The following is a 22,653-nucleotide window of genomic DNA, read 5'->3' as shown; positions in this document are numbered from 1 at the left end:
GGTATATATATAATGATCACCCAACATCCGTTACAGCTCCTTGGACGACTTAAACAGTGGGTACACACAGGCAAGAATCACACACAGAATGGTCAGCACAGAAGCAATAGTCCTTACCGTATTCAGCCTGTTCCAGGGACCTTCAAACTTAAGGCGGTGCGCCGAAATAGCCTGCTCTGTGGCATTAGCAAGGTCGAATTTGTCAAGAGCATCGTTCAGCGGTACATTCCCGAAAGAAGTAACCCCAAAAATACCCACCCAGTAAATGATGGTCGCAGCCAGCAGGAACCAGAAGCGGCCAATCTCAGGCTGCTTGTAGCTCATCCAGGTGCAAATCGGCAGCATAATCCAGGTTCCCATGAAGCTTAGAAAGAATACCGGATTCAGGATCTCACGGTTCATAGATTGCATAGCGGCCATGTACACGTTATCGGGTACTTTGGCGAGTCCTACAGTTACAGAACAGGACCATGCATAAAACAGGCCGCCGATCAGGGCAGTAAGAAGTGCGGTGCATACCAGTACAATGTTAAACATAACGGATGTTGAGTTGGATGTTTTCATAAATTAAATGTTACCTAGATATTCTTCGAGTGAAAGACGTTTGCGTTGTAATATTTGTTCAAGTGCATCATCAGTACGGGCAAATTCGTTGGACCGGATGCTGTTGGCCATGCTCAGATAGAATTCAATTTCTCCTTCCGGCATTTCGTAGGATGCCAATGCCTCACGGTACGCATCCAGCGGAATGTTTGCATAACTGGAGGAAGGCATGCGCATCGCCGTTTTCAGCAGACCAGCTATATCACCGAATGAATAAGCTTTACTACCCGTGATGTTATAGGTGCGGTTGTTGTGCGCATCGCTCACCAGCACATTGCTCAGCGCTTCGGCAATATCAATCCTGGAAGCGAAGCTCACTTTACCATCGCTGCCGGGGTACTGTACGTTGCCGTCTTCCATAGCGCTGCCAATAAACAAAGGAACAGTTTCCATGTACATACTGTTGCGGAAAATCGTATAGGCTGCACCCGATTCTTTGATGGCATTCTCTGTATGCAGGCAGGTATGTGCAGCCATAAAGTAGGAACCATCATGCGGATCTAACGTGCTCGTATACACGATATGTTTTACACCCTGTTGCTTCGCTGCCTTCACTACGTTATGCTCCTCCTGTGTAGCCTGCTCGCCGGCGCTGCTGGAAGAGATCTGCAATACCGTGTCAACTCCCTGGAGCGCTTCGTTCAGTAAAACATGATCATTGTAATCTGCTATACGGATCTTTATACCAGTATGTACCAGATCCTGCATTTTTTCAGGATTTCTCACGATAGCGATGATGTCAGCCGGATTGGTTTTTTTCAGCAGGAAAGAAAGGGTGGCTTTGCCCAGATTTCCATTTGCTCCTGTAATTGCGATCATAATCTTCTGTTTTTTTTATCAAAATTATGACTACAACACCCGGAGAAATAGAACAAAACCGACAAGACGAAATATTTGTTTAATTTTTTATTTAGGTATGTAGTTATTTAAAATGCAGTGGAGACAGTACTTTATTAAAGTATTAGTTGAAAAATGCAAGCCTTCGCTGCATTTTAAATAACTACATACCTAAATAAAAAAATAAATAAATCTCCTCAGCGGAAGATACCATTCGTAATCTCCGGGAAGTTTTCAACAATTTCATTGGACTTTTTCTGATACTGGTTAGGTGTAAAACCGGCAAACTCCTTGAAAGCGCGGATGAAGTGTGACTGGTCAGCGTATTCGTTTTCAAAAGCAATGTCAGACAGTTTACTGAACTGGTTGGCCCGCATCTGGTTCAGTGAAGCCTGGAACCGGCAGATACGGGAGAATAACTTGGGCGACATCCCGATACTCTGTTTAAACTTACGCTCAAAGCTCCTTTCGGTTAAAGACAACTCACGCTGCAAGTCCCTTAGAGAAACAGCGCCATTGCTGCTGATAATCTGGCTCACCGCATAAAGCGCCGTCCGGTCACCTTTTGATCTATTACGTTGGATCTGCTGATATAGATAAGACGATAAAATAGAGATCTGCTCTGACAGTGATTCCGTGTCCATCAGTTGTTCCGATAAACGCGCAGATTGCAACATGGCGGTAGGCTCCAGATCCACACAGGTATCTGTAAGCTCGTCTGCATTCATGCCAAATATGGATTGCAATCCCTGTGGGTAAAAATAAACACCGATAGTCCGGAATGCAGCAGGAGAGGTCATGTTAGCATGACGGGTGGATTGCCCGTAAAGAAACAACCCGGACAACAGCTTGTCATTCTGATAAAACAGCCCCTTGTCCGACCGCTGAAAGATAAGCCCAGGGCAACCATCTGCGATGGTCTTGAAGCTCTTGGGCACAGCATCTGCGCCGTTACTCTCCAGCGTCCAGAAATACCGGACATAGTCCCGTAAATAATCTGGCGGTAGTATCTGCTGATAATCCATAGATGAGAAGTTAACACGAATTTATAAAATTTTATATATCCATCAGTATTTTTTAAAGCGGTAAAATGTACCTTCCTGCATCAAAGTTTAACCTGAATCAATATTACAAGATGAAAAGAATACCCGCACTGCTATTATTATTTATCCTGACGCTCTCCGCAAAAGCCCAACAACAGCCAGCTCCTGGAGAACCTTTCGTCCTCGGCATCACGGAAAAAATCCCTTCCGCACAGCTTGCAGAAACCCGGACGCTCAACATTTACCTTCCTGATGGCTATAAGGCAGACACTGCTGCATACCCGGTTATTTATCTCCTGGATGGCAGCGCCAACGAAGATTTTATTCATATGACAGGACTGGTTCAGTTCCTAACCATGATTAAGAAGATGCCGCCTGCCATCGTAGTGGGTATTGCAAATGTCGACAGGCGCAGAGACTTCACACATATCGTGGACGTAAACAGCCCGCAGGTACAGAAAGATATGCAACAATCGCCTACCGCCGGCGGCTCTGCAAAGTTCATGGCATTTATTGAAAAAGAACTGCAACCATATATTCAGCAGCACTACCGCGTAACCGGAAAGACAACAATCGTTGGGCAGTCCCTCGGCGGATTACTGGCCAGCGAAATATTACTGAAGAAGCCCGCTTTGTTCAATAATTATCTGATCGTCAGCCCAAGCCTGTGGTGGAGCGATGAATCCATGCTAAAGAGGGCGCCCGCGCTGCTGAAAGAAAACCTCCATAACGATGTACGGGTATACATAGCGGTAGGAAGTGAAGGTAAAGTCATGATCGGTGATGCTGAACAGCTGGCAAAAGATCTCGGCACTGCCGGCAGGCATGTGAAAGTACAATATGCACCTATGCCGGAAGAAAACCACCTGACTATCCTGCATAATAGCGCGTACAAGGGATTTGAAGCATTGTTCCGCTAATTTGATTATCTTCCTGTACAAACCCGACGGCTATGCCCAGATTTCACGTTGATCCTGATATATCCACCGCCTGCACCCTCGACACTAGCTTCTATACAGATCCTGCCGTGTTTGAACAGGCAAAGGAAAAGATATTTTCCCCCTCCTGGCAGTTCGTCGGAGATGCAGGCCAGGTAAACGAATCCGGACAGTGTGCACCGTTTACGCTGCTGGAGCCCTACCTGGATGAACCGCTAATGCTAACACAAGATACGTCGGGTACGATACGCTGTCTCAGCAATGTATGCACACATCGCGGCACGGTACTGATAAAAGAACCGTGCCGGCTGTCGCAGCTGCGCTGCCGTTATCATGGCCGGATATTCAAACTGGATGGCACTTTCCAGTCTATGCCGGAATTTAAGGAAGTAAAAGACTTTCCCTCGCCGGCAGATAACCTGACTTCACTGCCCCTGTTCCGCTGGGGGCCATTGCTCTTCACTACTCTGCATACCGGCTCCTCCCATCTGCCTTACCTCGGCGATATGCTCGACAGGGTAGGGTGGCTGCCGCTGAATGAATTTGTATACCGCCCGGAACGGAGCCGCGACTACTTTGTAAATGCTCACTGGGCACTATATTGCGAGAATTACCTGGAAGGCTTTCACATTCCGTTTGTCCATGCGGGATTGAATGCCGTCATTGATTTCGGAAATTATACCACGGAGTTATTCCGGTATTCCAATCTGCAGCTGGGCATTGCAAAGGACGATGAAGATTGTTTTGACCTGCCGCCTTCATCACCTGACTATGGCAGGAATGTGGCAGCCTATTATTTCTTTGTTTTCCCCAACACGATGTTCAATTTCTATCCCTGGGGACTGAGCATCAATATTGTTACGCCACTGGCAACAGACCGTTGCAAGGTATCTTTCCTGACATATGTATGGAAAGAAGAGAAGCTGGGCTCCGGTGCAGGCGCAGATTTAGATACGGTGGAACTGGAAGATGAAGAGGTCGTGGAAGCCGTACAGAAGGGTGTTCGTTCCAGGTTCTATGAGCATGGCCGTTATTCAGTAACAAGAGAGCAGGGCACACATCATTTTCATCGCATCATCTCATCATTCATGCAGTAATTTATAAAGCATGCCTGCTTCCCGTCAACTGCGCCACGTAATCAGCTTCCGCGCCGCTACGGCAATTGTAGCCGGATGTATCATTGGCTCTGGCATATTCATGAAACCTGCTACGATGGCGGCGCAGGTAGGTTCGCCGGTATTGCTGGCATTAGTATGGATAGTGGCAGGCATCTTCTCTCTTTTTGGCGCGCTGATATTTGCAGAGGCGGGCGCTATGTTTCCGCAAACAGGTGGCATCTACGTTTACTTCCGGCATATGTTCGGCGATTTCTTTGCGTTCCTGTATGGCTGGGCAGGATTTGCTGTAATCAATTCCGCATCCGTGGCAGCTATTGCTTTTGTATGCGCTCAATATGCGAATTACCTCCTGCATCTTCCTGAGTTGCCCGCCACCACCGTGCAGGCGCATGTATGGCATATCCCTTTTCTGGGTAACCTGTATCCTTTGCAGGACGCCGGCGTAAAAGCGCTGGCAATAGCGATGGTGCTGGGCCTCACACTGCTCAACTACCTCAGTGTAAAAGCCAGCAGTGCATTGCAGGTAGTGTCCACTGTAATAAAAGTGGTCGTGATTATTGTACTGGTAGCGGGCATCTTCTGCTCAGGCAAAGGTAGCGTACAACATTTTTTTGTACCGGTTATTCCCGCCGGCAGCCTGCAACTGGCAGGAGGGGTTGTCAGCGCGCTCACCGGCGCTTTTATGGCGTACGACGGCTGGATTAACATCACCTTCCTGGGCGGTGAGCTCAAGTCTCCGCAGCGTGATATTCCCCGCAGCCTTATCCTGGGGCTTTTCATCTGCATCGCCGTTTATCTGCTGATCACACAGGCATACCTGTATGTGCTGCCCGTACAGCAAATGGCAAAATCGCCATTGGTGGCTGCCGATGCCATCACAGTATCGCTGGGGGTGGCCGGAGGCGCAGTGGTAGCAGGCCTGATCGTGATATGTACATTTGGTGCCGTGAATGGCAATACAATGGCCATTGCGCGCGTTACCTATGCGATGGGAAAAGATGGTTTATTCTTTCCCTGGACAGGCCGGGAGCATCCGCGCTACCGTACACCAGGTAATGCGTTATGGCTGCACGGTATCTGGATCACAGTCCTCATTATCAGTGGCTCGTTCGATATGCTGGCGGATATGTTTACGTTTGTAGCATGGGTTGTATACATGTTCGGCGGAGTAGGGCTTTTCATCCTGCGCCGTAAAATACCTGATCATCCCCGTCCCTATAAAACCTGGGGGTATCCTGTAGTGCCTGTCTTGTTCATCGCCTTCGCGGCTTTTTATGTTTGCAGCACCGTCTGGAATGATATAGACAGTTACTCGAAAGGAAAAACACAACTGATAAACTCACTGACAGGGCTGGTTATCACAGCCGCAGGAGCCCCGCTATACCTGTATTTCAGGCACAGGCATACTTCATGATAACATCTTCTTCATCATAATATCCGTCTGGTGATCATCTCCCAGCACAAAAACATGTCTGTCAAAAGCCACAAATCCTACGCGCTCATAAAAACCAATGGCCTTGATATTCTGATCCCATGCACCCAGCCAGATATACGGCCTCCCCTGCACACGCGCCACTTCTTCGGCCTTTTCACAGAGCAGGCGCCCTGTCTGCCGCCCCTGGAAAGATTGCAATACATAGATCCTTTCTATCTCCAGGCCATTTCCCGCCTGTAACTCCGTTTGGGCAGCGCCGGTATTCAATTTCGTATACCCGATCAGGTTAGGCCCTTCCCAGGCCAGGTAATAACCCATGTCCGGATGTTGCAGCTCCTTGCTGAGTCGTTCTTCGCTGAAATGATCTGCTACATAGGCCTGCATGTTGGCGGCGGTATTCTTTGATGCATAGGTGTCGGTAAACGTTTGTATGCACAGTGGCCGCAGTACAGGTAGATGGCTGATGTCCGCTTTTGTGATAGTAATGGCTTCCATAAAGTTGTGTATCAGAAAGAACAAATTTAATTATTATTCTCCCCGGAAACAAGGAGATATGCATCCCCTTTTCTTTGTATTTTTTACAGCAGGAACAAAGCATACAGCCGAAATTCGTATCATGCCGTTATGAAGAAGTTGGTACTGATCCTATGTATTCTTTTTGAATCTGTCGTATTGTCTTATTTGTTATACCTCCTGATCAGAAACACCCGGCGCATAGCGCGGCAGCAGCAGAAACTGTTGCAGCAGGAGAACGAAAGAGCAAAACAGGAAGAGCAGATTAAGAACTATGCCATCATGCTGGATGGTCAGGAGAAGGAGCGGAGCCGCCTGGCCAGAGAACTGCATGATAGCCTGGGGGGCCGGCTGTCAGCAATAGAGCTTCAGCTTACAGATGCATCAACAGGGAAAAATAATACCGGTGAGATCACCGGACAGCTGGACGCAGCCATGACAGAGCTGCGCCAGATCGCGCGCAACCTGACGCCGGAAACAACCCTGATGCGCTCCGGTCTCGCGGAAGCGCTGCGCGACTATTGCTACATGTTGCAACAAACAGGCGCGGGAATCACCTTTCAGTCTTTTGACATCAGCCGCGACATTGCTTATCCCGTGCAACTGATGCTCTACCGTATTGTACAGGAGGCACTGGCCAATGCCGTTAAACATGCCGGGGCCGACACTATCATCGCGCAATGCTCGCAACATGACCAAATCATCTACATTACCGTGGAAGATAACGGAAAAGGTTTTCACCCGTCAAACATCCCGGCAAATAAAGGGCTCGAAAGCATCCGCGCCAGGGTGCAACATCTGAACGGCATACTGGATATTCAGTCAGCGCCGGGAGCAGGCACCGTAATCAATATAGAATGTAAATTGCCCTGAAAAAAACAGAAAATATCTTTACCTTGTACAACAGAAAATACCCATATGCAGTTTATATATTCCAACACACCTCCTCCGGTTGTTTTGTAAGCAAAATAACCAGTTCCATAACCGCCATCCCGGCTGATTTCCGCTGAACAGAGAAACCTCTGTCAGTTGTTTATACCCATGCCTGCGGCTTTCCGCGGTCCTGGTTGTTTTGCACCTGTCCTGCACACAGGCGTAGGCAAATTGTTGTATTCAATCATCACAAGACAACCGAAAAAATGACCAGGTATATATTAATGGTTTTCGTCGGGGCATGTAGCTTCGGCATACTTTCTACATTCGTCAAATTAGCTTACACAGAAGGATATACAGCGGCTGAGATCTCCGTTTCACAGGCATTTACTGGCATGGTAGTACTCTGGCTGCTATCGCAATTGTTTACCCGTAATACATCGGCGCCCACGGAACAGCTGAAGGAACGAACAGTCCGGCAGCTTTTATTTACCGGGGCAGCCCTGGGCCTTACCACCTTCGTGTATTATCTCTCCGTACAATACATTCCTGCATCCGTGGCTATTGTGTTACTGATGCAGTTCACGTGGATGGGTATGCTGCTGGAGTGGTTGGTATTTGGGAAAAAGCCGGCCAGGATGCAGGCGCTTATCACCCTCGTAATACTTACCGGCACGGTCTTGTCGGCCGGATTGCTGAATGCGCAGGCCTCCGTCTTGCCACTGAAAGGAATCGTTTATGCGTTGGCGTCAGCCCTGCTGTACGCCGTATACATTCTCGCCAACAGCAGAACAGGGAACCAGTTACATCCGCTGAAGAAAAGCAGGGTGATCATGGCCGGCTCCACGCTGGGCATCTTCGTAGCCAATGCGCACCAGCTTATTGGCAGCCCTCACTTTGATATGGGCCTGCTCAAGTGGGTGTTATCGCTCTCCCTGTTTGGAACAATCCTGCCGCCATTGCTTTTTGCACGCGGTATCCCTAAAATAGGGGCAGGCATCAGTGGCATTATCATGACAGCTGAATTGCCTGTAGCAGTGATCTGCTCACATATTGTGCTGCACGAGCCGGTTGATGTATGGCAATGGACCGGCGTAGTCATTATGCTCATAGCAATCGCTTTGCAAAAGGTAATTGTCTGAACTGTGATTTATGTGATTAGTATGATTATTATGATGTGCGAAGATGTGTGTGAAAACCCATTTAGATGACGCTATATAGGCCTTTAGTGTTTTATAACCTTTTATTATCTCCATAATCTTCGCACATCATAATAATCACACTAATCACATAAATCACAGTTCAGACAATTTCACAGTCTGTTTACATGTTTCACCTTCACCGTTACCAGGTAAGTACCCTCCTGGTAGACCTGGAACTGGAAGCGCGGGTTCACGCTGTATACTCTATCGGTAGAAGGCACATAGGCTGGATCTATATTTACAAAGCTGCTGGGGATACGATAGTAGATCAAATAACCAAAGGAACTTTGTTTAAGCGGAAACGGAGTGGTTTCAAAATTGCAGATCATAGCGGTATCATTTGTCAGATACACGCTGTATCTTCACTTCAGGGTCGCCGAGGTCGCCGCTGGTGCTGCTATTGTCTTTGAACCATGCGCAGCCTCCGTCTCCGATGAAATAGGGATCTATTTTTTTAAAGACAGCCAAAGGCTAAGTTAGTGGAATCAGTCAACGGATGTTGTGAACAGAAACTAAACAGAATGCAAACAATTTTAAACAGATTTTAAACAGAATGTAAACGATAAAATTTATCTGCCGGCAAGAGATACAACCTGTTGCTGAATACATATATTTGTAGGTATTCCACGGGAGCATTTAATATCAACCAAAATGAAGTATCAGGTCAAAATATACGGCATTGTGGCCATCGTATGTTTTCTCGGATTGGCACTGGTGCAGGTGATCCTGTTGTACAATACCTATGAACGGCAGTACAACCGTTTTTACTACGATAAGAAAGGAACACTGGCAGAAGTGTACGCGCGTACCGTTACCAACGATAAGATATTTCCCGGCGCCCAGCCAGTGATAGACAGCATCATCATCCCGCAATACCGCCAGCTGGAAACACTGTATACCAGCGACCGAAAAGCCTTTGATGCCGCCGCCGCGCAGCTGATGGTCCGCGTATACAAAGCACTGCATCATTATGGCAATGCCGACAGCCTCCTGAACCAAATCCGGGAAGAAGGACATATTTCCGAAAAACTCTATTACGCCTTTTGCATCCATCGCTTGCAGATCAAATTCAGCGACCATCATTATATCAACCTGTATGATCCTATCAACAAATCATCCCTGATACCCGCCGGCATACAATGCGAACAGGGACTGTACCTGACCGGTAACCTCCGCAGCCTCAATGAAAACAACCGGATCATCACGCTGTCCGTCAGTTCCGCTACGGACTACAGCTATGCTATCGGCTACTCATTTTATGCAGAGCCTTACGACCGCCAGGCCACCGTACTGCAACAGATAAAGTTCACCATCATTCTTACTTTGCTGTCGCTGCTGGCCATCACCGCCCTGTTTATCGTTACCATGCGCAACTGGCTGCGGCAAAAACTATTGTCAGAAATGAAGTCCGACTTCATCAACAGTATTACACATGAATTCAATACCCCGTTGACGGCTATCATTGTAGCCAATAAAAGCCTCCGCAATGAAAAGACCCTGGGAAACAAAGAGGCGGTACAGGGGTTGTCAGATATCATCGGGCGACAATCCGACCGGCTGAGGCAACTGATAGGGCAGGTACTGGAAGTGGCTACGATCAACAGATTACAGATCTCCAGGCAACGTTGCAACCTCCACCAGCTTACTACACAGGTCCTGGACGCCTACCGGCTGAAAGTAACAACAGCGGATATACAGTTTTCAGGAGACCCCGATGCAGCAGATATTCTGGTAGAAGTAGATACCTTTCATTTCACAACCTTCCTGCAGAATATGCTGGATAACGCCCTGAAATATAACCGGCAGGAACACAAACAGGTAACCATCCATACCATGATGCAGAAGAATACGCTGGAACTGCGCATTGAAGACAACGGAATCGGTATGCACCAGCGCACTATCCGGCACATTTTCGATAAATTCTACCGCGACCCCGCCTCCCAGGCAGGCCACCCGAAAGGACTGGGGCTCGGACTCTACTATGTCAAACAGTTTGTGGAAGCGCATAAGTGGAAAATCACCGTGGAAAGCGAGCAAGGCAAAGGCAGCACATTTATTTTAACCATCCCGAACAGCATTTAATAAGATACTATGAAACAGAAAGTCCTGTTAGCAGAAGACGAAAAAGACCTGGGCAATGTTATGCAGCAATACCTGGAACTGATGGATTTCTCAGTGGAGCTGCAATTGAACGGGAAGTCCGCTCTTGCTGCATTTACCGCCAACCCCAGGCAATACGATGCCCTGTTGATAGATGTGAACCTCCCCGAAATGGACGGGTTTACACTGGCCCGCGAGATCGTTCGTATAGACGATACCGTGCCCTTTATCTTCCTAACCTCCCGCACCGAGAAAAAAGACCGCATCGCCGGCCTGCAGATCGGCGCAGACGATTACATTCTCAAACCCTTTGATATAGATGAGCTGATACTACGGGTCCGCAATATCATCAAAAGAAAACAGCGCTTCAGAACCTGCGCAGACCCCGACTGCATCGCTCTGGGGGGCATGTTCTATTATAAAAGCGCAATGAAACTGGTATGTGATACAGGGGGGGAGATCATGCTCACACCACGCGAGAGTGAACTGCTGCTGCATTTCTATTACAATAGCAACAGGGTGCTGAGCCGCAAGGAGATACTGGACCAGGTGTGGGGCTCCAGTGATTATTTTGTCGGAAGAAGCCTGGATGTATTCGTATCGCGGTTCCGTAAATATTTCCAGCACAACGAACATATCAGTATCCGGAACATTTACGGTATCGGCTTTATGTTTAGTTTAAAGTAGGCGTGTTCAGCCCGCTGTCATGCAGTTTGCTGAGCCCCGCATACTCCGCCGCAGCCTGCGGACAAAGAACCATTCCCAGGCTGTTCGTGATGTTACGCATCACTATTTCAATATCTTCAGTGGTCACGGGAAAATCCGGGCAGTGCTCTTTCAGCATCTGCAAGAGCCAGTCCCTGTGCTGCATAGATATATCTTTAATGGCTTTAATACGTGCATAGGCTGTTTTGTATAGCTCCTCGTAATAAAGGAAAGTATTCATAAAGATGGCTGTTTAGACTTTTTCAAATGTAAGCAAGGCTAATAAAACACTCTATATGAAAAACCTATAACCTATCACTTCAGATTATAGATCCTCCTGGCCATTTTAATGAACTGGGTATTAAGCTGGCTGCTTTCTCCCTTGCGCTGCATGAAATAGAAGGTACGCTCAATACGAAGCCCCTCAAAGTTCAGGGCCTTCAGTTCGCCATGCTGTAGTTCTTTCGCAATGGCGCGCGTAGACAAAAAGCCCAGGCTGCCCGATTCCAGCAGGAAATTCTTCAATGCTTCCGTGCCACCCAGTCTTACTTTGATATGTAGCATTTCCGGCTTGATCTTATGACGTGCCAGCGCTCTTTTCACCGCTTCATGAGTGCCGCTGCCCCGCTCGCGTATGGCAATAGGCATCTCCAGCATTGCCTTCAGCGGGTAGCTCTTGGCTCGCGCCAGCGGGCTGGCGGCACTGCATACCGGAATAATGATGTCCTCCAGGAACGGCTGATAGGTAATATTGGTGAGCTTACCTTTCTCTTCGCTTACACCCAGGTTAATCTCCTTGTTCAACAATGCCTCCAGTACAATCTCACTGTTGCGGTTCAATAAAGACACATCCACTTTAGGGAATTCCTTATGGAAAGCAGACAGAACTTTGGGTAGGATATACAATGCCGCAGTAGTGCTGGCCCCCAGGCTCAGCTGGCCGCTGGCCTCTTCCTTCCCATGAAGAACGGAAAGACTGAACTCCGTATCCTCCTGGATGCGCTTTACCTCCTGCAGGCGTTTATATAAAAGCTTGCCCGCTGCTGTCAGTTCTATCTGTATCCCGTTGCGCTCAAATAGTTGCGTTTTGTATTGCTCCTCCAGTGCTTTGATATGTGCGCTCACCGACGGCTGGGAGATGAACAGTTCTTCTCCTGCACGCGAAAAGCTCTTCTGCCGGGCTACCTCAAAAAATGCCAGATGACGTATGGAAAGCATGAACGATATATCTTTTTTTATTTAGGTATTCTTTTATTTGATGACGGCATTTACGCACAATCAAACAAAAAAATACCTAAATAAAAAAAATAAATAACTATTTCCGGGTGAACTTTATTTCCATCGCCTTCATTTCCTTACCATTTATTTCATGGTACATTTCCATGGTGTGATGGTTGTCGTCCTGCCGTTTCAATACCTCCCGGACATTCAATTCCTTGTTGGTCATAGGGTCATATTCTTTTCCTTTCAGGACAACCGCCTTTAATTCATCATCCCAGGTTCCTTCCATCACCATAATGCCGGTACCCATATTGTCGTACCATGTGCTGATGAATTTTTTACGGCCATTGTCATACGCCATCGTGCCGAAACCTTCGAAGGCCATGCCCATAGCATTACCGGTGTAATGCGTTTGCTCATAACGGCCTCCCAGTATCATAGTGGCAGTACACTCGCCGGTGGTTTTCTGCGGATTAGGATTGCCAGGCTCCCAGAAAGTGAGGTCAGTGGTCCATTCACCCGCGCCCTTGGCCATTTTTTCATGAATGGGGCCGGGAGACATATAGGTCATCCAGGCTTTCATGGCGGCGGCAGAATCCATCTGCGCAGAGGCAGCAGTCGAAATTAACAGGCATAATGCAGCTGTCAGGAAGTACAGTGAGTAAGTTTTCATTTGAGGTGGTTTAAGACTGTTAGAAATTGGGGTATGTGACGGATTGTAAAATTATACTAATTTTCTCTTTATTTGTCAAGATGAAGACAGCTACAATTAACGAACTGAAGAAGGAACTGGCAGAGATTCCGCCGGCACAACTGGCCGCCCTGTGCCTGCGACTGGCAAAATTCAAGAAAGACAATAAGGAACTGCTAACCTATCTGCTATTCGAAGCCCACGACGAACAGGTTTATATCGATAGCGTGAAAACAGAAGTAATAGATGAAGGAATGCAGGACATATCCGGGGATAACTTATATAACGCCAAAAAGCGGCTGCGAAAGATCCTCCGCTATACCACAAAACATATCAAATACACCGGTTCCAAACCGGCAGAGGCCGAATTACTGATCCATTTCTGTAAATGTGTGAAGGAAACCGGCCTGCTCAGAAAACACAGTACCGCACTGAACAACCTCTATGAGCAACAACTAAAAAAGATAGGGAAGGTGATTGCCACCTTGCATGAAGACCTCCAACATGACTATCAGCGGGAGCTGGACCGGCTCCTGACCTAGTCATCCCGGCATATTGTGAGATGCTAAGGGGCAAAGCCCACTCAAAGCTTACTCAAAGCCCGGTTAAAAGCGCACTATGGTATGATAGTATGTCATAGCAACACTTATGTAAGGCATTCCACTTAAACTTCTCAACCAGTACATTAAAAGTAAACAAACTAAACTTACTGCTTTGTTTTCTCAGGTTTAAGTATTACTTTTTGGATACGATAAGATCAAATTCCCGTATGAAAATAGTCCTGATATTACTTACGCTCCCATTAGCCTGCCTGTTTTTGCAATCGAATGCACAAAACAGGTATCCCTCCATAGGAATAGCCACTTCGATGGACAATGACAGCCTCGCTTATGCCAACGGATTTGTATACCTGGAAGAGACAGTGAAAAAGCTGCTTTCTCCTGCAGTGAATGATTCGGTATTTGAATCTAATCTACTGAAAATCAGGAAAATGAAATGCAGGCTAGAAACCTGTAATGTCTTCATTCCAGGGCAAATAAAACTCGTCGGACCTGCCGTAAATGAGGAAAAAGTACTTGAATTTGTAGAGCAGGTCATGCAAAGAGCACAAAAAGCTGGCATCCGGCTGATCGTTCTTGGAAGTGGTGATGCAAGGAGACTTCCTGAAGGGGTAAATGCGGCAGCCGCAAGAAGCAGTTTTATTCCGCTGGGCAGGAAGATGGCAGAAATTGCAAGAAAATATAACTGCTTGATTGCTATGGAGAATCTAAATAGTACTGAAACTAACTTTGTAAATAAATTGACCGATGCATACGCTATTGCCTCCGCTATCAACCATCCCAATTTTATGGTGACGGCAGACATCTATCACATGCTGAAAGAAGGCGAATCTCCACTTAGCATTGAGCAGGCGAAAGATCGCCTCGTACATTGCCATATCGCAGAGAAAGAACTGAGAACAGCACCCGGAGTTGCAGGTGATGATTTCAGGCCTTACTTCCGGGCACTGAAGAAAGCAGGTTACCAGGGACGCATCATGATGGAGTGCCGCTGGGATGATCCAGCCCGGCAATACAAACCCGCGCTTACCTACCTGGAAACACAACTGAAAGAAGCATACGATGCCAGATAAAACAATCATCTAAATATTACATCCGATGGTATCTTCTAAAAAAACACGAAGGGAGTTCCTGCAACAATCCTTATTGGCAGGAGCCGGCGTAACAATCAGCGCTATGGGTATCCCGGCCAGCAGCTACGCCCGGATCATGGGTGCCAACGACCGGGTAAATGTTGGCTTGGTAGGCTTCTCAGACCGCGCCCGTCAGGCATTGCTGCCCTCCTTCTTTAACAACAACAAAGAGCTGAATTTCGACCTGGTGGCAGTGTCCGACATCTGGAACAGACGGAGGGAAGAAGGCAAGGCATTCCTGCAGGAAAAGACCGGACATGACGTACAGGCATGTACGAATAATGATGAGTTGTACCGGATCAAACACCTGGATGCTGTATTCATCGCCTCCGCAGATTTTCAGCATGCTTACCATACCATCGAAGCGGTAAAGAATAATTGTGATGTATACAGCGAAAAACCTTTCGCGGAAACTATGGATGAAGCCCGCCGCGCCCTGAAAGCGGTAAAGGAATCAGGCCGGATCATGCAGGTAGGCACACAGCGCCGCAGCGGCTCCAGCTACCATGCGGCAGCCGACTTTATCCAGCAAGGCAAGTTCGGCGACATCACCATGGTAGAGATGACCTGGAACGTCAACCAACCCGGACGCTGGCGCCGCCCGGAACTGGTGAAGCAGATAAAGGAGTCAGACACCGATTGGAAACGCTTCCTGGCAGGACGGCCACTGGATTCCTGGGACCCACGCAAATACCTGGAATTCCGCCTCTTCTGGCCTTATTCTTCCGGTATCTTCGGCCAGTGGATGACCCACCAGATTGATACCGTACATTGGTTCAGTGGTCTTAAACATCCGCGTAGCGCGGTAGCTAACGGGGGCATCTACATGTGGCACGATGGCCGTAAAAACCCCGATACCCTCACCGCTGTCTTCGATTACGGACCTGCCAATGAACCCGGAAAAGGTTTCCAGGTAATGTACAGCAGCCGTTTTCATAATTCAGCCGGTGGCACCAAAGAGATCTACTATTCCAATGGCGGCACCATCGATATGTCCACCAACAAAATAAGCCCTACCGGTGGCCTCACCGAAAGAGAAGCCAGCGAAATGGGCCTGCATGCCAACCTGTTACCTTCCTTGTCACTCCGGAGTGAAGAGAAAGTAGAGACCAGCGCCAATACCGGCGGTGATGCCCTAACCAATGCGCACGTACGAAACTGGATGACCAGTGTGCGTGACCGTAAGCAACCCAATGCACCTATTGAGGCTGCCTATTCCCATTCCATCGCGCTGATCATGGGCAACGCCGCCTATCGCACAGGCATGAAAGCCACTTTCGATGAAGCTACACAGGAAGTGATGGTAGGAGGTAAGGTATTCACACTATAACCTTTTTTCCCGCAAAGCAACAGGGAACACAACAGAATAGCGTTCGTCAATATCCTTTATGTTCTTTGCTTCTTTGCGGGAAGAATATTCTCGTATCATACCAAAAAATACATTAACTTAATGATATAGTACAATCGATTGCATTTTCACCCAAAACACTGAATCAAAACCCTTATCTAAAATTGTTCCCTTATGAAAGCTTTTACCACGCTGCCTTACCCGCTGAGGCAACCAACCTTTTATTGCAAAACCGGATTGCTGACGATAGCATCCCTGTTCCTGTTTTCGTATAGCCACGCTCAGGTAACCCTGTCAGCCGATGGTCCAGGCAATACTTATGAACTGATTGAAAGCGTATTGGGCAACGGCACGGCAAGTGAAGTGCCCGACTGCGCGCACCCTGCCTTCGGCCGTCACATCACGGAGGTGTTTGACTCCCAGCTAAACAAGAATGTATTTGTATTCCACCTGCATGTAACGCCTGACAACGATCGCTGTGGGCCCAATACTGACCGGCAGCGGAACGAAATCAAGACTTTCGGCCCCTCTCCGGATAATGTGAAGGCGACCTATGGCGAAACAGTTACCTATCGCTGGAAATTCAAAATTGACGCGGGCTTTGTACCCACCACGAGCTTCTGCCATCTTCACCAGATCAAGGCGGGCGACGGCGATGACGGTGCGCCGCTGATAACTTTAACACCCCGCGCCGGCTCTCCACAGAAGTTGCAGGTAATCTATACCCCGGGTACCGGCGGTACCGGAGGCGGAGAGAAGGCGAGTGCATCACTCTCAGACTTCAAAGGCAACTGGGTGGAAGTGGTGGAGAAGATCACTTACACGACGACCGGTAAGTACCAGGTAACAATTAAGAAAGTGAGTGACGGTACTACGCTGTTAACGTATACCAATAACAACATAGATATGTGGCGCGATGGCACCACCTTCTGCCGACCTAAGTGGGGTATATACCGCAAGCTGGTGGCCGGTCTCCGGGATGAGCAGGTAAGATTTGCTGATTTCTGTATTGCGGAAGGCAGCGCCACCTGCGGCAGTTCACTGGATGAGACGCCAGCTGCAACCCAGGTAGCAGATAAGAACGGGGACGGTCTTGTCTTCAATGTTTTTCCCAATCCGGTGCAGCAGGTTGCCAATATTGAATTGCAGGTGAAGGATGCCGGCAATACAGCTGTGGAAGTATTTGATATGAATCAGCACAGGGTGGCCGCGGTGATGAACTCGAACCTCGATGCCGGTACACACCGGACTTCTCTTGATATAAAAAACCTTCCCGCCGGTTCCTATGTAGTGAAGGTTTCTCATAACGGTAAGATCTATACGAAAATCATTACACGTCAATAGCTATGACAGCAGCAATATTTTCCCGATATTTGATGCATGGGTAAATTCTTTTGCATCACAGCCTTGCTGGTTGCAGGTCTTACAGGATCGGTCGCAGCTCAGGAAGCTAATCCGTATCAGGAAGATATTGAAACGATCAGGCATTTTGATGAAATGTATGCGCCGCCGCAGCACCCTGTTCTGTTCACCGGCAGCTCGTCTATCCGTAAATGGGAAGACCTGGAACGCACTTTCAGCAGCTACGTGGCTATGAACAGGGGGTTCGGCGGCTCTACGATCAATGATGTGATCCACTTCGCCGACCAGATCATTTTCAATTATCATCCAAGACAGATCATCATGTATGCGGGCGAAAATGATCTCTTGGAAGAAGGCGTTACGGCAGATACCGTCTTCAACAGATTCAAAAACCTGTATGGCCTTATCCGTAAAAAACTGCCCCAGGTTCCCTTCGATTATATCTCCATCAAGCCAAGTCCTGTAAGGGAAAAATATATAGCAACAGCAAAACGTGCCAACCAGCTCATACGCGCCTTCCTGGCCAAAGAGCCTAACACCGCATACATAGATGTGTTCCCGCAAATGGTTGACAGGAACGGTCGCCCACGCCAGGAGTTGTTTGTGGAAGATATGCTGCACATGAATAAGAAGGGCTATGCCATTTGGGAGAAAGCTGTAAAACCTTACCTTGTAAAGCAGCAATAGCTCACACTTATCGCAAAATATAGTTATGAAACGTCTCCTTACTCTGGAAGAAGCTGGCATGTTGCTACTTTCCATCGCTGCCTTCTATTACCAGTTGCCCTATGCCTGGTGGTGGTTACCGGTATGCATATTATTACCAGATCTCAGCATGCTGGGATACGCCGCTGGCAATAAAGCCGGCGCATATATCTACAACTTCTTTCATCACAAAGGCGTGGCGGTATTGATCTGGCTCGCGGGTATTGTGTTGCACCAGAACTGGCTGCTGTTTACAGGCATCATTCTCTTTGCACATTCCTGTATGGACAGAATATTCGGATATGGATTGAAATATACCACTGCTTTTAAAGATACACACCTGGGCGAAATCGGCCCCAACGCCAATAAATCCTGACATTATGAACTTAATTGGAAATATTATCTGGCTGATATTCGGCGGCTTCGCCGCATTTATCGGCTATATGGTTTCGGGTCTCGCATTCTGCGTCACCATCATAGGCATCCCTTTCGGGATACAGTGCTTTAAGATCGGACTTTTCACCCTGATGCCATTTGGCCGCCAGGTAAGAGATGTACCGGGACCAACCGGTTGCCTTGCTACAATATTTAATATCCTCTGGATATTTACAGGAGGTCTGTGGGTTGCGCTGACCCACCTGTTCTTTGGTTTCCTGCTCACTATCACCATCGTCGGGATACCTTTTGCCCGTCAGCATTTCAAGCTGATGAGCCTTACCTTTACACCTTTCGGAAAGGAGATCTACTGAGTACTTTCTTCAAAGACGATGCTGTTATGAAATGGATCAATTACGGTCATCAGTAAAACATCGGGATTCCAGGATGCCCTTTCCAGCCCGGGTTTCATGTACTTGTACTCCCTGGCTATAAGCTGCGCATGGTAAGCTTTGATGCCTTTGAAGTCAGTGATGGTAATCCTGGTGCCCGGGCTGCTGTCCCCATGATGTTCAGACAGATCGATGACAGCATCGTCTTTTGCAATCCTCATGTATACAGGATTGCCCTCTGGCTTATGTTCCCAGACAATATCAAAGCCCAGCCAGTCAATGTAAAACTGAATTGTTTTTGCATAATCGAAAATCCGCATGATCGGGATAACACGTGCCATAGTGATGTTTATTATTCTGGTTGTCCGGAAAAACAATATCTGTGCCGTATATCCTGTCCGTTGTTCCTGTTCTTAAAAGTTCATCTTTTCTTAAATCTGAACGCGGGAAAAGTTCTTCTCTTAAATATAAAATATTATTTCCTTACTGTTACCGGGATATATTTCTTAGCCCAGGCTATCACTTCCACACCTTCAGAGTAGTGCACGAGATTCAGATTGTCTGTGTGCAGCCGTAAGGGGCCTGTATTATAGGCCACACTGACGTTAATCATTTTCGGTACGGAAAGCGGCCATTCCTTATGATGAACATCATATCGGTAAAGCCGGTTATTGTCTTCATGGTATACCGCGTAGCGTTCTGTCAGCCAGGTATCCAGTGCCGTTTTTTGAGGAAGCTGATCGCCGGTTGTGTAGCTGACATCAAGATAGTTGCCGGTAGCAGTATTCCGGGAAATATATGATGGGGTGTTACCCGTCGTTCTCAGTAGGTCAGCTTTTTGATACGGCAGCCCGCTGAAGCTACGTGCCACCAAGACAGAGAGGTATTTCTGTGCCTCGATGGAAAGAAAATAAACACCGGGTGTTTGTCCGTCAGTTACATAAGTGCGCAGGTTGATCTCATGAAAATCAGATACCAGGGGGACAGCCACCAGTGATCGCGGACGCGTTGCATTCATTGTAAAAGCTACCAGCGATACCCATGTGTCGCTGTTGATAGTGTCCGCTAGTAATCCTGCCGGCAGCAACCGGCTGATGATGCCAGGAGAAATTTTCCAATGCAGGAACAGGGCTTTGTTCCACTCCTGGTACCAGCGCCATGCTGTAGCTGGCGCTTCCCATCCGGGTCTGTGCGCACTTGCAAGAAGAAGCTGATTAGCCATCCGGTTTGTCATCCTATTTCCCTATAACCATTTTTCTGTGTGTAAACCCGAACTCCACCAGTGCATCAAATACTTTCTGGGTGCCATAGGCGTGTTCCGTAAGCGTGTAGGAGACGCTGACGGGCTTGGTATGATTAACCGTGCGGGTAATGAGGTAGTTCATTTCCATCTCCTGCAATTCCTTAGTCAGTACTTTGGGGGTGATACCGATGATATGTTCCTGTAGTTCTGTGAAGCGTTTGCTGCCGGACCATAGTGCACTGATAATGCATGGCTTCCATTTGCCGCCAAGCAGGTATATGGCATCTTTCAGGGCCTTCCCTTTCTCCCTGCATGTTCTCTCCGGTAAAACAGTCAATAAAGAAGTTTCCATAAAAATACAAGTTACTATCCTAAAGGTAAGGCATAGTGCAAGTATAGCGAAATGCCTTCACCTTTGTTTGCAAAACAACTCATATGAAAGCCATTATATTAAAGCAGGAAGATAACCGGCGTGTATTGTCGCTTGAGGAGAGGGGCATACCTGACGTGACTGCACAGGAAGTATTGATTAAGACCATTGCTGTAGGTATCAACTATGCCGATATACAGATCCGGAAAGGCGTGTATCCGCCGCCGGTAGAACTGCCCGCTATCATGCAGGGAGAGGTAGAAGGCATTATTACTGTAGTGGGCAGCGAGGTAACTGGGTTTCGTATAGGCCAGCGGGTTAGTGGCTTTGCCACGCATGGTTATGCAGAATATGCGGTGCTGCACAGTGATATGGTAAACAGTCTGCCCGATGAGCTGCAACCGGGACAAGGATTAACCGGACAGGCACTTACAGCGAAGCATCTGCTGGAAGGAGCTGCACATTACCAGGCGGTGGTCATTACTGCCGCAGCTGGTGGTGTAGGCACTTTTGCGGTACAACTGGCAAAGCAACTGGACATACCGGTCATTATTGCGATGACCGGAGACGACAGCAAAGCAGATTATGTAAAGTCGCTGGGCGCTACTCACCACGTGACCTATCGTAAAAGCGACTGGGAGCACCAGTTATCGGGCATCATTTCACGGACTGCACCGAATCTGATACTGGATGCAGTTGGCGGAGAACTGGGTGCCGCGCTGGCGGCTCATTTGTCGTTCAGGGGGAAGATGGTGGTATATGGTGGTACCGTTGCGCAGCCCACTATGCTCAATCTCCAGGAACTGATCATGCGGGAAGCAGTTGTCAGTGGCGCTACACTATACGCCGTAACGAAACAGCAACAACAGGAATGGGTAAACGAAATTACCGCAGCCATACTGCAAGGTCAGCTGGAGATGCCGCTGACGGCCTACCCGTTTGCAGAGGTAGCCGGCGCGTATGCGGATCTTGAAAGCAGGCGTACACGAGGCCGTGTGATACTCACCTTATAATGGTTGTAGTTTCCAGGTGGCGCGCATTTTACCGGCCGCACGCATATCGTTCATCACGGCGGTGGTAGTATTCTGTAGGAGATAAGGCAGCGTGCTCAGTTTGGAATGATCCGGCTGGGCACGTTGTATCACTTCAAAGCCTGCTTCACGGAAGAATGCCTCAGCCGACTCATAGTCGTCAAACATGTTTTCGTATATACGGTGCTCCTGGAAGAATTCATTCAGCTTATCATTGATGCGGATAGTTTTGTAATGCTGACATACGTAAATGTCGGCCGTGATCCAGCAGCCACCGCGTGGCAGCAGGGCTTCACGGATCGTGTTGCACAGCTGCTCTTTCTCCTGGACGGACAAGTACATCAACAGCCCTTCGTTAAGGATGGCCAGTGGCCCCGGACCAAAGTGACTGACGGTGGTGTGGAATGCCTGTTCGTCCATTGCATTCAGTGGCAGTATTTCCAATTGGCTGCCGGTTGCGGGGGGCGCTTCCTGCAAGTCCCTGATCATGGCCTGTTTGGTAGCAATAAGATCCGGAAGGTCCGTTTCGATATAATGGATGCCCGGTTGCTGCGTGGTGATGTCAAGACCACGAAATGAAAAGCCGGACGATAGTTCCAGTATGTTATTGACCGGCGTGGTGGCCAGCAGCTGATTAATGCTCCAGTATCGGTTTTCGAAATGAACAAGCCTGCCCCAGAACGCTGGGTCCTTGATGTTATAGTCCGGGGTGTATGCTTCGGGGGCGCACATCAGTTCTGCGGCCTTTCTTACATAAGGGATAGTGGTCAATCCCTTTAGCATGAGTAAGGACCTGGCGGATGGACTGATAGCACTGTAATCGCGTTGTTGTTCCGGTGTATTGGATATCATGAG

General features: G+C 48.1%; 28 protein-coding genes. 15 read left to right on the top strand and 13 right to left on the bottom strand.

All coding sequences use genetic code 11. The annotated features are described in order from the left end of the window. Window positions 1–30: 30 nt before the first annotated feature. The 3 genes from VM802_RS27665 to VM802_RS27655 form a co-directional block, all read right to left on the bottom strand. Complete coding sequence (locus VM802_RS27665) at window positions 31–564, bottom strand: anthrone oxygenase family protein (RefSeq protein ID WP_325536869.1); 534 nt, start codon at window positions 562–564, stop codon at window positions 31–33. Between the two features lie 3 nt (window positions 565–567). After that, window positions 568–1,422: an SDR family oxidoreductase gene (locus VM802_RS27660; RefSeq protein ID WP_325536867.1), complete on the bottom strand. Its 855-nt coding sequence runs from the start codon at window positions 1,420–1,422 to the stop codon at window positions 568–570. Between the two features lie 215 nt (window positions 1,423–1,637). Next, complete coding sequence (locus tag VM802_RS27655; RefSeq protein WP_325536865.1) at window positions 1,638–2,465, bottom strand: DUF6597 domain-containing transcriptional factor; 828 nt, start codon at window positions 2,463–2,465, stop codon at window positions 1,638–1,640. A 110-nt stretch (window positions 2,466–2,575) separates the two neighbouring features. Here VM802_RS27655 and VM802_RS27650 point away from each other — a divergent pair, with 110 nt between their 5' ends. Genes VM802_RS27650 through VM802_RS27640 form a run of 3 tightly spaced genes read left to right on the top strand, consistent with a single transcriptional unit; the run spans window position 2,576 to window position 5,953 of the window. Continuing rightward, window positions 2,576–3,403 carry an alpha/beta hydrolase gene (locus VM802_RS27650; RefSeq protein ID WP_325536863.1) on the top strand — a complete coding sequence of 276 codons (828 nt, stop codon included), beginning with the start codon at window positions 2,576–2,578 and terminating at the stop codon, window positions 3,401–3,403. Between the two features lie 32 nt (window positions 3,404–3,435). Continuing rightward, window positions 3,436–4,518, top strand: a complete 1,083-nt coding sequence (locus tag VM802_RS27645; protein ID WP_325536861.1) for an aromatic ring-hydroxylating oxygenase subunit alpha — start codon at window positions 3,436–3,438, stop codon at window positions 4,516–4,518. A gap of 10 nt (window positions 4,519–4,528) precedes the next feature. Continuing rightward, window positions 4,529–5,953 carry an APC family permease gene (locus tag VM802_RS27640; RefSeq protein ID WP_325536859.1) on the top strand — a complete coding sequence of 475 codons (1,425 nt, stop codon included), beginning with the start codon at window positions 4,529–4,531 and terminating at the stop codon, window positions 5,951–5,953. Here VM802_RS27640 and VM802_RS27635 read toward each other — a convergent pair. Next, window positions 5,948–6,469: a GNAT family N-acetyltransferase gene (locus VM802_RS27635; RefSeq protein ID WP_325536857.1), complete on the bottom strand. Its 522-nt coding sequence runs from the start codon at window positions 6,467–6,469 to the stop codon at window positions 5,948–5,950. The genes VM802_RS27640 and VM802_RS27635 overlap by 6 nt on opposite strands. Before the next feature lie 129 nt (window positions 6,470–6,598). Between VM802_RS27635 and VM802_RS27630 the strand changes: the two genes are divergently transcribed. Next, a complete protein-coding gene (locus VM802_RS27630) occupies window positions 6,599–7,360 on the top strand; it encodes a sensor histidine kinase (RefSeq protein WP_325536855.1) in 762 nt (253 codons plus the stop codon). A 266-nt stretch (window positions 7,361–7,626) separates the two neighbouring features. Then, entirely contained in the window at window positions 7,627–8,502 is an 876-nt protein-coding gene (locus VM802_RS27625) for an EamA family transporter (protein ID WP_325536853.1), read from the top strand. A gap of 170 nt (window positions 8,503–8,672) precedes the next feature. Here VM802_RS27625 and VM802_RS27620 read toward each other — a convergent pair whose 3' ends face one another. Both VM802_RS27620 and VM802_RS27615 read right to left on the bottom strand, forming a co-directional pair. Next, complete coding sequence (locus tag VM802_RS27620; RefSeq protein ID WP_325536851.1) at window positions 8,673–8,891, bottom strand: hypothetical protein; 219 nt, start codon at window positions 8,889–8,891, stop codon at window positions 8,673–8,675. A 7-nt stretch (window positions 8,892–8,898) separates the two neighbouring features. After that, a complete protein-coding gene (locus tag VM802_RS27615; RefSeq protein WP_325536849.1) occupies window positions 8,899–9,030 on the bottom strand; it encodes a hypothetical protein in 132 nt (43 codons plus the stop codon). 183 nt (window positions 9,031–9,213) lie between these two features. On the opposite strand from VM802_RS27615, the gene VM802_RS27610 reads away from it, so the two are divergent. Continuing rightward, window positions 9,214–10,644 carry a sensor histidine kinase gene (locus tag VM802_RS27610; RefSeq protein WP_325536847.1) on the top strand — a complete coding sequence of 477 codons (1,431 nt, stop codon included), beginning with the start codon at window positions 9,214–9,216 and terminating at the stop codon, window positions 10,642–10,644. Between the two features lie 9 nt (window positions 10,645–10,653). Then, window positions 10,654–11,349 (top strand): response regulator transcription factor, encoded by a 696-nt coding sequence (locus tag VM802_RS27605; protein ID WP_325536845.1) that lies wholly within the window; start codon window positions 10,654–10,656, stop codon window positions 11,347–11,349. On the opposite strand, the gene VM802_RS27600 is transcribed toward VM802_RS27605, so the two are convergent. From VM802_RS27600 to VM802_RS27590, 3 genes are all read right to left on the bottom strand, one after another. Then, the gene (locus tag VM802_RS27600; RefSeq protein WP_325536843.1) at window positions 11,336–11,608 is read right to left on the bottom strand and encodes a hypothetical protein; all 273 of its coding nucleotides are present in this window, start codon (window positions 11,606–11,608) and stop codon (window positions 11,336–11,338) included. The two genes, VM802_RS27605 and VM802_RS27600, sit on opposite strands and share 14 nt — an antisense overlap. Window positions 11,609–11,682: 74 nt before the next feature. Beyond that, complete coding sequence (locus VM802_RS27595) at window positions 11,683–12,585, bottom strand: LysR substrate-binding domain-containing protein (RefSeq protein ID WP_325536841.1); 903 nt, start codon at window positions 12,583–12,585, stop codon at window positions 11,683–11,685. A 97-nt stretch (window positions 12,586–12,682) separates the two neighbouring features. After that, window positions 12,683–13,261 carry a DUF1579 domain-containing protein gene (locus tag VM802_RS27590; RefSeq protein ID WP_325536839.1) on the bottom strand — a complete coding sequence of 193 codons (579 nt, stop codon included), beginning with the start codon at window positions 13,259–13,261 and terminating at the stop codon, window positions 12,683–12,685. Between the two features lie 80 nt (window positions 13,262–13,341). On the opposite strand from VM802_RS27590, the gene VM802_RS27585 reads away from it, so the two are divergent. From VM802_RS27585 to VM802_RS27555, 7 genes are all read left to right on the top strand, one after another. Next, entirely contained in the window at window positions 13,342–13,821 is a 480-nt protein-coding gene (locus VM802_RS27585; protein WP_325536837.1) for a hypothetical protein, read from the top strand. Window positions 13,822–14,048: 227 nt separating this feature from the next. Beyond that, window positions 14,049–14,912, top strand: a complete 864-nt coding sequence (locus tag VM802_RS27580; RefSeq protein WP_325536836.1) for a sugar phosphate isomerase/epimerase family protein — start codon at window positions 14,049–14,051, stop codon at window positions 14,910–14,912. A 25-nt stretch (window positions 14,913–14,937) separates the two neighbouring features. Continuing rightward, window positions 14,938–16,302 (top strand): Gfo/Idh/MocA family protein, encoded by a 1,365-nt coding sequence (locus tag VM802_RS27575; protein WP_325536835.1) that lies wholly within the window; start codon window positions 14,938–14,940, stop codon window positions 16,300–16,302. A gap of 192 nt (window positions 16,303–16,494) precedes the next feature. Beyond that, window positions 16,495–17,664: a T9SS type A sorting domain-containing protein gene (locus tag VM802_RS27570; protein WP_325536833.1), complete on the top strand. Its 1,170-nt coding sequence runs from the start codon at window positions 16,495–16,497 to the stop codon at window positions 17,662–17,664. Between the two features lie 36 nt (window positions 17,665–17,700). After that, the gene (locus VM802_RS27565; protein ID WP_325536831.1) at window positions 17,701–18,369 is read left to right on the top strand and encodes a GDSL-type esterase/lipase family protein; all 669 of its coding nucleotides are present in this window, start codon (window positions 17,701–17,703) and stop codon (window positions 18,367–18,369) included. 25 nt (window positions 18,370–18,394) lie between these two features. Beyond that, complete coding sequence (locus VM802_RS27560; RefSeq protein WP_325536829.1) at window positions 18,395–18,763, top strand: DUF4260 domain-containing protein; 369 nt, start codon at window positions 18,395–18,397, stop codon at window positions 18,761–18,763. Between the two features lie 4 nt (window positions 18,764–18,767). After that, window positions 18,768–19,136, top strand: a complete 369-nt coding sequence (locus VM802_RS27555) for a YccF domain-containing protein (RefSeq protein ID WP_325536827.1) — start codon at window positions 18,768–18,770, stop codon at window positions 19,134–19,136. Here VM802_RS27555 and VM802_RS27550 read toward each other — a convergent pair. The 3 genes from VM802_RS27550 to VM802_RS27540 all read right to left on the bottom strand — a co-directional run bounded on the left by VM802_RS27550 (window position 19,130) and on the right by VM802_RS27540 (window position 20,749). Next, complete coding sequence (locus tag VM802_RS27550; RefSeq protein ID WP_325536825.1) at window positions 19,130–19,531, bottom strand: glyoxalase superfamily protein; 402 nt, start codon at window positions 19,529–19,531, stop codon at window positions 19,130–19,132. The genes VM802_RS27555 and VM802_RS27550 overlap by 7 nt on opposite strands. A 98-nt stretch (window positions 19,532–19,629) precedes the next feature. Then, entirely contained in the window at window positions 19,630–20,376 is a 747-nt protein-coding gene (locus VM802_RS27545; protein ID WP_325536823.1) for a YqjF family protein, read from the bottom strand. A gap of 13 nt (window positions 20,377–20,389) precedes the next feature. Beyond that, entirely contained in the window at window positions 20,390–20,749 is a 360-nt protein-coding gene (locus VM802_RS27540; RefSeq protein WP_325536821.1) for a winged helix-turn-helix transcriptional regulator, read from the bottom strand. A gap of 83 nt (window positions 20,750–20,832) precedes the next feature. On the opposite strand from VM802_RS27540, the gene VM802_RS27535 reads away from it, so the two are divergent. Further along, entirely contained in the window at window positions 20,833–21,780 is a 948-nt protein-coding gene (locus VM802_RS27535) for a quinone oxidoreductase family protein (protein ID WP_325536819.1), read from the top strand. On the opposite strand, the gene VM802_RS27530 is transcribed toward VM802_RS27535, so the two are convergent. Beyond that, entirely contained in the window at window positions 21,775–22,650 is an 876-nt protein-coding gene (locus VM802_RS27530; protein ID WP_325536817.1) for a class I SAM-dependent methyltransferase, read from the bottom strand. The two genes, VM802_RS27535 and VM802_RS27530, sit on opposite strands and share 6 nt — an antisense overlap. Window positions 22,651–22,653 lie beyond the last annotated feature (3 nt).

Source organism: Chitinophaga sp. (genome assembly GCF_035538455.1).
Classification (GTDB): Bacteria; Bacteroidota; Bacteroidia; order Chitinophagales; family Chitinophagaceae; genus Chitinophaga.
This window is presented reverse-complemented; position numbering and strand designations above follow the sequence as displayed.

What these genes read in the sequence shown, in the direction of transcription:
- VM802_RS27665 (WP_325536869.1), bottom strand. Translation starts at nt 564, where the DNA reads ATGAAAACATCCAACTCAACATCCGTTATGTTTAACATTGTACTGGTA.
- VM802_RS27660 (WP_325536867.1), bottom strand. Translation starts at nt 1,422, where the DNA reads ATGATCGCAATTACAGGAGCAAATGGAAATCTGGGCAAAGCCACCCTT.
- VM802_RS27655 (WP_325536865.1), bottom strand. Translation starts at nt 2,465, where the DNA reads ATGGATTATCAGCAGATACTACCGCCAGATTATTTACGGGACTATGTC.
- VM802_RS27650 (WP_325536863.1), top strand. Translation starts at nt 2,576, where the DNA reads ATGAAAAGAATACCCGCACTGCTATTATTATTTATCCTGACGCTCTCC.
- VM802_RS27645 (WP_325536861.1), top strand. Translation starts at nt 3,436, where the DNA reads ATGCCCAGATTTCACGTTGATCCTGATATATCCACCGCCTGCACCCTC.
- VM802_RS27640 (WP_325536859.1), top strand. Translation starts at nt 4,529, where the DNA reads ATGCCTGCTTCCCGTCAACTGCGCCACGTAATCAGCTTCCGCGCCGCT.
- VM802_RS27635 (WP_325536857.1), bottom strand. Translation starts at nt 6,469, where the DNA reads ATGGAAGCCATTACTATCACAAAAGCGGACATCAGCCATCTACCTGTA.
- VM802_RS27630 (WP_325536855.1), top strand. Translation starts at nt 6,599, where the DNA reads ATGAAGAAGTTGGTACTGATCCTATGTATTCTTTTTGAATCTGTCGTA.
- VM802_RS27625 (WP_325536853.1), top strand. Translation starts at nt 7,627, where the DNA reads ATGACCAGGTATATATTAATGGTTTTCGTCGGGGCATGTAGCTTCGGC.
- VM802_RS27620 (WP_325536851.1), bottom strand. Translation starts at nt 8,891, where the DNA reads ATGATCTGCAATTTTGAAACCACTCCGTTTCCGCTTAAACAAAGTTCC.
- VM802_RS27610 (WP_325536847.1), top strand. Translation starts at nt 9,214, where the DNA reads ATGAAGTATCAGGTCAAAATATACGGCATTGTGGCCATCGTATGTTTT.
- VM802_RS27605 (WP_325536845.1), top strand. Translation starts at nt 10,654, where the DNA reads ATGAAACAGAAAGTCCTGTTAGCAGAAGACGAAAAAGACCTGGGCAAT.
- VM802_RS27600 (WP_325536843.1), bottom strand. Translation starts at nt 11,608, where the DNA reads ATGAATACTTTCCTTTATTACGAGGAGCTATACAAAACAGCCTATGCA.
- VM802_RS27595 (WP_325536841.1), bottom strand. Translation starts at nt 12,585, where the DNA reads ATGCTTTCCATACGTCATCTGGCATTTTTTGAGGTAGCCCGGCAGAAG.
- VM802_RS27590 (WP_325536839.1), bottom strand. Translation starts at nt 13,261, where the DNA reads ATGAAAACTTACTCACTGTACTTCCTGACAGCTGCATTATGCCTGTTA.
- VM802_RS27585 (WP_325536837.1), top strand. Translation starts at nt 13,342, where the DNA reads ATGAAGACAGCTACAATTAACGAACTGAAGAAGGAACTGGCAGAGATT.
- VM802_RS27580 (WP_325536836.1), top strand. Translation starts at nt 14,049, where the DNA reads ATGAAAATAGTCCTGATATTACTTACGCTCCCATTAGCCTGCCTGTTT.
- VM802_RS27575 (WP_325536835.1), top strand. Translation starts at nt 14,938, where the DNA reads ATGGTATCTTCTAAAAAAACACGAAGGGAGTTCCTGCAACAATCCTTA.
- VM802_RS27570 (WP_325536833.1), top strand. Translation starts at nt 16,495, where the DNA reads ATGAAAGCTTTTACCACGCTGCCTTACCCGCTGAGGCAACCAACCTTT.
- VM802_RS27565 (WP_325536831.1), top strand. Translation starts at nt 17,701, where the DNA reads ATGGGTAAATTCTTTTGCATCACAGCCTTGCTGGTTGCAGGTCTTACA.
- VM802_RS27560 (WP_325536829.1), top strand. Translation starts at nt 18,395, where the DNA reads ATGAAACGTCTCCTTACTCTGGAAGAAGCTGGCATGTTGCTACTTTCC.
- VM802_RS27555 (WP_325536827.1), top strand. Translation starts at nt 18,768, where the DNA reads ATGAACTTAATTGGAAATATTATCTGGCTGATATTCGGCGGCTTCGCC.
- VM802_RS27545 (WP_325536823.1), bottom strand. Translation starts at nt 20,376, where the DNA reads ATGGCTAATCAGCTTCTTCTTGCAAGTGCGCACAGACCCGGATGGGAA.
- VM802_RS27540 (WP_325536821.1), bottom strand. Translation starts at nt 20,749, where the DNA reads ATGGAAACTTCTTTATTGACTGTTTTACCGGAGAGAACATGCAGGGAG.
- VM802_RS27535 (WP_325536819.1), top strand. Translation starts at nt 20,833, where the DNA reads ATGAAAGCCATTATATTAAAGCAGGAAGATAACCGGCGTGTATTGTCG.
- VM802_RS27530 (WP_325536817.1), bottom strand. Translation starts at nt 22,650, where the DNA reads ATGATATCCAATACACCGGAACAACAACGCGATTACAGTGCTATCAGT.